Genomic DNA, 7,261 nt, shown 5'->3' with positions numbered 1-7,261 from the left:
CCGCCCAGGGATGAGCAATTAGAATTACCCGATGTGGAATCGCAACCCAGTGATGAGGAACCGTTGGATGGGACACCCACAGGCGATGAGCAAGTGGAATCGCAACCGAGTGACGAGCAACCGTTGGATACTACACCGCGCGGCGATGAGCAAGTGGAATCGCAACCGAGTGACGAGCAACCGTTGGATACTACACCCAGAGGCGATAGTCCATTACAATTACCCGATGTGGAATCGCAACCCAGTGATGAGGAACCGTTGATGGATGGTGAAGTGCCTGCAGGGAGTCAGTCTCAACCGTTAGAGGAGGGGACGGAAGGGCAGAGTCAGCCACTCCCAGTGGATGGAATGGAATCGATGGAGGTTGTCCCGCCCACGGGAGAGGGGGCAGAAGCGTTAGAAGGCACCACGGACGCCAACCGCGAAAGCGCCCCATCGGACGAGGAATCGGTGTCGGAGGATGAGGAGGAGTCGCCTGCGGAGACTTGAGGATTTTCTGTATATCACATGCGGGAAATCGCCGCCTGCGGCTGAATCTCACTAAAAATAAAAAAGCACGAAAAGCCCGCTGAAACGGGCTTTCTCTGGTTTATACTTTGTGCAAAATTGCCACCGCCAGAACTATTGCGGTGGAGAGGAGGGCGCGCTATTCCACGCGAGTGACTTGACCCAAGCGGGTAAAGCGAATTTCAATGCGGCGACGGCGTTCGTCGGGATTGCGATTGACATCAGCGAAACCGCCGGTGGGAGAGACCAATTGCGCAGCGGAATAGGGACGAAATTCCAATCCTTGCAAGCGCCCTTCGGTGCGTTGAATCCCTTGCAAAATTTGCACGACCGCCAGGGCGCGCATCAATCCCAAATCGGCATTAGAACCGGGGACTAATTGATTGACTTGTGTGTTCCCAGTGGCGACTTTTTCTAAATTGCGGTCTAGATTACTGTCGCCGACGTTATTGGGTTGCCCGTCGGTGTGTCCGATGACCTCGACCACATCGATGTTATATTGTTTGGCATTGGCCTCAATTTGCGGCACTAACTGAGTACGGACGTAGGTTTCCAATCCCTGGGGAACGGAGGCACTTCCGGATTCAAAGCGATAAACCCCGGTATCGCGAATCACGATAATTGGCGGTGCTTTCGGGGTGGCAATTTCCTGTTCTAATTGCTGTTCCAGGGTTTGATTTTGTTGCGATAAGGTGCGGTTTTGTTGGGCTAAAACTTGGGTTTGTTGGGATAAGGCATTGAGTTGAGCTTGGGCGGAGGTGGCGCGTTGTTGTTCGCGTTGTAAATCGGTTTGGAGTCCGAGGAGTTGTTGCCGCAATGTGGCTTCAGTTTCGCGCAAACTGGAGATAGAAACTAGGGGTTTAATAATCGCCAGCAGCAGCAGAAAGCTGAGAATCATAAAAGCATTGGACATTAAGTCCGTAAAGGCGGGCCAGACATCGAAATCTTCTGGCATTTCGTGACGGCGCGATCGCGTTTTTAACATTAACCTTCCTCTTAACGAATCACCTTAGTCTGGATTAGGGGATGGATTGTCCGGTGGAAACGGTGGGGAGAGACGCCGGATCTGAGGCGTCTGTCTAACAGGGGGTTGCATCAACATCTCGGTTGCATTGCTGGTTTATCCTACCCAGGGAAAGCGGATTTAGGATTCTTGGTCTGTATCTTCTTCTTCCCAGTTTACCAAATTCCGATTAAAGGGGTTGGGGGGGGATTTTGGGGACGGGGGGGTACTGACCTGAGTGGTTTGATTTCCCGAGGATTTTTCTGGCTCTAGGTTATTGACAATTTGATTGAGTTGTGATTGAACGGTATTCAAGTCTTGGCCGATTTTGGAAATGCGGCTGGCGACTTGTCCTTGAGAATGATTGGCGCTACCTTGTTCGTGCATGGAAGCTACCAGGCGATCGCCTAATTTTTGCATTCCGAGTCTCATTTCTTCGGTAAAAAGTTTCAGGGTATCTACCAACTGCGAGAGTTCGGAATGCATTTCGATAAAGCGGTCTGTTCTTCCGGCTAACCGCTTTTGCAGGGTATCGAGGGTTTTGAGAACGGAATGGAAAATCTGGGCGCTTTGCTGCATTTCGCCAATCACTTCGCTAAAGCTTTGTTGATTGGTCTGGGTTAATTTTAGCACTTGGGCGGAATTTTTATTCACGCGGCCCACTTCTTCGCCGAGGTTGATAATTTCTTGGCTGGTACTTTGCAAGGTAGCGATCGCGACTTGCAATCCTTGGGTGGATTGATTCAATACGGAGGCGGACCGGGCCAAATCGCGGTGGGTACTGGCTAAATTTTCCGTAGAACTCGACAGTTTATTGGCAAACTGACTGCGTTCGAAGACTTGCGCCGATTCGCGGAACATGGTTGCGCCGGACATAATGGCGCTGGTGGATTCCATCAAGCGGTTATAAACCTGGGTAGCGAGGTGATTCGCTTGGCGGTTTCCTTCGTTAATTTCGTGAATGGTTTCGCCTAAAGAGGAGGAAACGGCATCTTTCATCGACGTGGAAAATTTGCCGGTAAATTCTACCAAGAAGTTTTCCAGGCGGTCTACTGCTTTATCCAGGGGCGATCGCTTTCCAAGTCCCGGCCCATAAACATTATCGATATAATCTTCTAAAGCGCTGACGAGTTGATATTTGGCGATGCTGGTATTCCGCAATAAATTGACCACGGTCAATATGGCACTCGCCGCTACCGCTGTCAAACTACTAATAAAGGCGACCCCCATGCCTTGCAGGGGTCTTTGAACTTGGGCTACTAAGTCGTTAATATTTCCCACTCCCCCAAATTCGTTAATGGTACTGCTGAGTTCGCTGAGGTTGATAGTAATGCCTAAAAAGGTACCCAACAGTCCGAGGGCGAGCAATAAATTCGGCAAAAAGCGACAAAAATAATCAAGTTGTTCGGTTTTCAACAGATGCTTGCTATAAACTTGGTCGATGAGCGCTGCTGTATTGATGCGCTCTAAGTTTGGACTGGATTCCTGACAGCGAATTTCGATTTCTTCAACGAGTCTGGGTTTTTTGATGCGGGTGTCTTGATGAATCAGACTCCGGACTCGCGAGGCTAAGGAAATCAACCGCTGATAAACGGAAAACCGCAGAACGATCGTAATCACGGTAAGAAGAATCAGACCGAGGACAAAACCGATAAGGTAAGGGGGAAGCAGTACAGAAGCATCTGTCCACGGCGAAAATTGGCCGAGGAAAAATTTCCCGATAGTCCCTGGGAGGATAGAATGAGTCATGGCGGATTAACCTGAGAGTTTCTATGCTGAAAATCTGGGCGGTCAAGCTCCAGGCGCGATCGCCGCGATCGGAACTGACGAGATTGGAAATATCTGATTGGTGCAGCAATTTTGCCGTAAGATCTTCGACAGTGACCCATCCTCACCCGGAATGGTGGGGGTCTGCTGAAGTGCTGCACGCACTATTCCAACTCTCGCCGCCCTTCTAGCGCTCGTGCTAAGGTGACTTCATCGGCATATTCTAAATCGCCCCCCATTGGTAAACCAAACGCGATCCGCGTCACTCGCGTAAAGGGTTTGAGCAGTTGTCCCACGTAAAGGGTGGTGGTTTCTCCTTCCACACTGGGACTAATGGCGATAATCACTTCTTTGGTTTTTTGCTGGGTGACGCGCCGCACCAAGGGTTGGATGGAAAGTTGTTCCGGTCCGATGCCATCCATCGGGGAAATCGTCCCTCCCAATACATGATAAACGCCGCGATACTCCCGGGTTTTTTCCAAAGCAATGACGTCGCGAGAGTCGGAAACCACGCAGATTAAATCTTTGTCGCGGTTGGGGGCGCGACAGATCTCGCAGATGGGGTCTGCACTCAGGTGAAAGCACTCTTTGCACAAACCCACCTGTTGTTTGGCTTCGAGTAAGGCTTTGGCTAGTGCCTCTACCTCGCGATCGGGTCGTTTTAGAATATGCAAAGCCAGTCGTTGTGCCGTTTTTGGCCCAACTCCAGGCAAGCGTTGCAGTTGCTCTATCAGACGAGCGAGAGGACGAGTATAAACGGTAAGCCTCCTTGCTAGGAATTACTAGAGCGTTTGGTTTATTTTACCAATTTCTGGACCTAAATCGTCGGGGTTGTCACTCCAAACAGGGTTCGCTCTTAAATCCGCTATTGCCACTAACCCTGACGTGACAAGAAGATTTGATGGATCCGCTATTATTTCCTCGGTTGTTTTCGATCGCGTTTCCGCTTCCCCCGGCGCTGGCTTGCGCGAAAATTGCGCCCTCCACGGTATTGTTTTTAATTATCACATTTTCCATCGAACTTTTCCGATTGTTGGTGTCGGCATTGACGTAAATTAATGAGGTATCGCTGATACTATTTCCCAAGCGATTTTCGCTAATTTCTACGTTTTTCATCGAAGGAACTTTGTAAAGTCCGATGTAGGAATTTCCCTGGTTGTTGCGGATTGTCGCCCCATTGATTTTGGTACCGCCGCAACATTCCTGAATCAAAATTCCTTCGCCATCTACGCTTAAATAGCCGGTATCCATCACGCGATGCCGATACACTTCATAGGTGTTGTCTTCGATGCGAACGTTCCATCCAGACCAATCGATCGCCCGGTTTTCTAGGGTCACGGCCCCGCGCGGCTGTTTCAGTCCGGTGGGATGGGTCCACCACTGTTTCCCGGATTCGTCCTTGACGAGGTTACTTTGTATAGTCAAACCGTCGCCGGCTCCCATAATTGCCACTCTCATTGTGTGATATACCCAGTTGTCTCGAATGACGATTCCCTTGCGAAACAGCCTCGGTTCGCTGTCTGGGTCGGCGTTGGGTTTAAACCCGCCCGCTTTGGAACGATTCACCACGATTCCATAGTGATTGCCGTAGTGAAAGGGTACTTTGTTCCCTTCGGCATAAGTGACCACCGCATCGCCGTCGATGGTTTTGACTTTATATCCCGGTTGGTTGTAGTTGTCGGTAATGTTATCGTTGACGCGATTATTGGCGACTAAAACATTCGCATGGGCGTGAACTTTGATGTTGCTGGCAAAGCGATCGCTATAGCGCATCCACCCTTCTTGAAATGAGCGATCGGGTACCCCTTTATCGGGGCGCGCCACGTTGTTGCTGCGAACTCCAAATACCACGATATTCTCATTCGTGGCATTGTCTTTATTATTCACAAAATTAATCGCCGCCCGATTAACATCTACGTTGATTAACCCAATATTACTATCCTCATTCACCGATTGGGTAGAAATGGTTTTAAATGCAGTATCGTTCGGCGTTCCATCTCCGGATAGTTTCGGTTCGTATTTGGGAAAAACCAATTGCGTCGGCGGACGATACTCTCTGGATTTCGCATCCCTAACTTCCGGGTTTTCCCCGCGAATCACTACCCCATTTTTTAATTCGATGCTGTCCTCAAAGTTATACGTTCCTGCTGGAAAATACACCACTCCTCCGCTTTTTGCTGCGGCATCTCGCGCGGCATTGAATTGTGCGACCATTGTGGCAGCGCTGAAGTCTTTGATATTATAAACGCAGTCCCATTTGATTTTGTTCGTCCAGGGATAGGCGTCGTTTCCATAGGCGGCGGCGATCGCATTGTCTGTCGGTCCGCCGCGATCGCTGCCACAATTGGCATTGGATTTTCCCCACCCGATAAATGTCTCCCTTTCCCCTGATTCCTCCGCCTCTGGCGTATTGGTTGCCCCACCCTCGGCAGAAATTGTGGATTCACTGGGCAAATTTTCTCTGGCTATCGGTTCCACTGACGCCGATTCTGTGCTAAGCTGGGTACTGTAGTGGGTAATGGCCGAAATTCCCACAATCAAGCTGAGGGTTAACCCCGCTAAACAGACAAATTGCCAAAATTTTCGCCACTGCGGATTTAAGCGTTTGATGTGTTTTATCATAAAAAACGTTGAAGAATGTTAAAGGTGATAACAGACAATAAACCAAAGCGCGATCGCGCTTTAGATTCTTCTCTTAGTTTAGCAACTGACGCAACAATCCGAACAGTGGCGTGGGTTATAACTTACTACTGAAATAACAGATTGACAATTTGACAAAACGGGTCTCGACCCAGGATCCGAAGGCGGATCCGCTGTAGTCTATTTCTCTCGAACCAGAAACAGAGAAAAGGTGCGAAAATGCTCAATTCTCTGTTTCTGCTGTGTCAATTTGCGATAATAAAATCCGTGGAGGCGATCGCGGTGGGTGGCAGATTGTCCAGAATGGCGAGAATTTGGGTATCGAAACGAATCAAGGTGGCGTTGTTGCCCGCCGAAAGGGTGAGATCGGCAAAGGTTAAACCACCTGTCAGGGCGATCGCATCGATACCGGGTTCAAAGTCGAGAATGAGATCGCGGCCCAGAGTGGTTCCGATAGCAAAGCGATCGCCGCCCATTCCGCCCCACATCGTATCATCTCCCGCGCCACCACAGAGACTATCGTTACCGCGATCGCCAAACAGTATATCTTCGCCGGCGTCGCCATAAAGGCGATCGTCATCTTTGCCCCCGTGGAGGGTATCCTTACCCGAACCGCCCGCCAGAGAGTCGTTCCCCTGGTTGCCATTCAGGAAATCATCTCCAGTTCCACCATAAAGCATATCGCGCCCTTCCGTATCGGGAATGGCAGGATTTTGGGTTCCGCCATACAGGCGATCGCTGCCCAAATCTCCCATTAAGATATCGTTGCCCAAATCTCCCCAGATTTCGTCATTGTCTTTTCCCCCATAGGCGATATCGTCATCTTGACCGGCAAAGATAATATCCTCACCTTGATTTCCCTGGAGGAAATCCCGCCCCCAGTTGCCATAAATTGCATCGCGATCGCTGAAGGGATTCTCTTCGGTTTCGCTACCGTTGCCCCCGGTAATGATATCGTCACCGCCCATTCCCTGCAATGTATCATGTCCATCCAATCCGGCGATCGCATCATTGTCATTTCTCCCCAAGATGAAATCATCGGCAGAATTGGTGGGAAAATTGCTGGCATTGTTAAAATAAACCAGAGGTGGTGCTGGCATCGGCGGCAGGCAAACCGAATTTATTGTTTGCGGATTTTGTGCATTGTTATCGTTCCCGGGATTAAAAGCATTAGAGGGACTGTATGGCGCGATCGGAGGTGCAGAGATTAATTCCGGGCGATCGGAATTATCGATATTGCCAGAATTGTCCGAATTATCGATATTGTCAGAATTGTCGGAATTATCGATATCCCCAGAATTGTCGGAATTATCGATATTGCCAGAATTGTCGGAATTATCGATA

General features: G+C 49.7%; 7 protein-coding genes. 2 read left to right on the top strand and 5 right to left on the bottom strand.

Annotation, left to right across the window (positions count from 1 at the left end):
* The coding region (locus AC0QH1_RS00955; RefSeq protein ID WP_324628852.1) for a hypothetical protein at positions 1–489 on the top strand (489 nt) is incomplete at its 5' end.
* Between the two features lie 157 nt (positions 490–646).
* Here the strand turns inward: AC0QH1_RS00955 and AC0QH1_RS00950 are convergent.
* On the bottom strand, positions 647–1,492 hold the full coding sequence (locus AC0QH1_RS00950; RefSeq protein ID WP_324628851.1) for a hypothetical protein: 846 nt from the start codon (positions 1,490–1,492) through the stop codon (positions 647–649).
* A 159-nt stretch (positions 1,493–1,651) separates the two neighbouring features.
* On the bottom strand, positions 1,652–3,259 hold the full coding sequence (locus AC0QH1_RS00945) for a hypothetical protein (protein WP_324628850.1): 1,608 nt from the start codon (positions 3,257–3,259) through the stop codon (positions 1,652–1,654).
* A 23-nt stretch (positions 3,260–3,282) separates the two neighbouring features.
* On the opposite strand from AC0QH1_RS00945, the gene AC0QH1_RS00940 reads away from it, so the two are divergent.
* Positions 3,283–3,468 carry a hypothetical protein gene (locus AC0QH1_RS00940; RefSeq protein WP_324628849.1) on the top strand — a complete coding sequence of 62 codons (186 nt, stop codon included), beginning with the start codon at positions 3,283–3,285 and terminating at the stop codon, positions 3,466–3,468.
* Here the strand turns inward: AC0QH1_RS00940 and recR are convergent.
* The 3 genes from recR to AC0QH1_RS00925 form a co-directional block, all read right to left on the bottom strand.
* The gene (recR, locus tag AC0QH1_RS00935) at positions 3,442–4,011 is read right to left on the bottom strand and encodes a recombination mediator RecR (RefSeq protein WP_324628853.1); all 570 of its coding nucleotides are present in this window, start codon (positions 4,009–4,011) and stop codon (positions 3,442–3,444) included. The two genes, AC0QH1_RS00940 and recR, sit on opposite strands and share 27 nt — an antisense overlap.
* Before the next feature lie 100 nt (positions 4,012–4,111).
* Entirely contained in the window at positions 4,112–5,899 is a 1,788-nt protein-coding gene (locus tag AC0QH1_RS00930; RefSeq protein WP_324628847.1) for a glycosyl hydrolase family 28-related protein, read from the bottom strand.
* 263 nt (positions 5,900–6,162) lie between these two features.
* On the bottom strand, positions 6,163–7,261 hold a 1,099-nt coding region (locus tag AC0QH1_RS00925), incomplete at its 5' end, for a calcium-binding protein (RefSeq protein ID WP_473154725.1).

The sequence above is a fragment of the Phormidium sp. CCY1219 genome (assembly GCF_055795085.1).
This window is presented reverse-complemented; position numbering and strand designations above follow the sequence as displayed.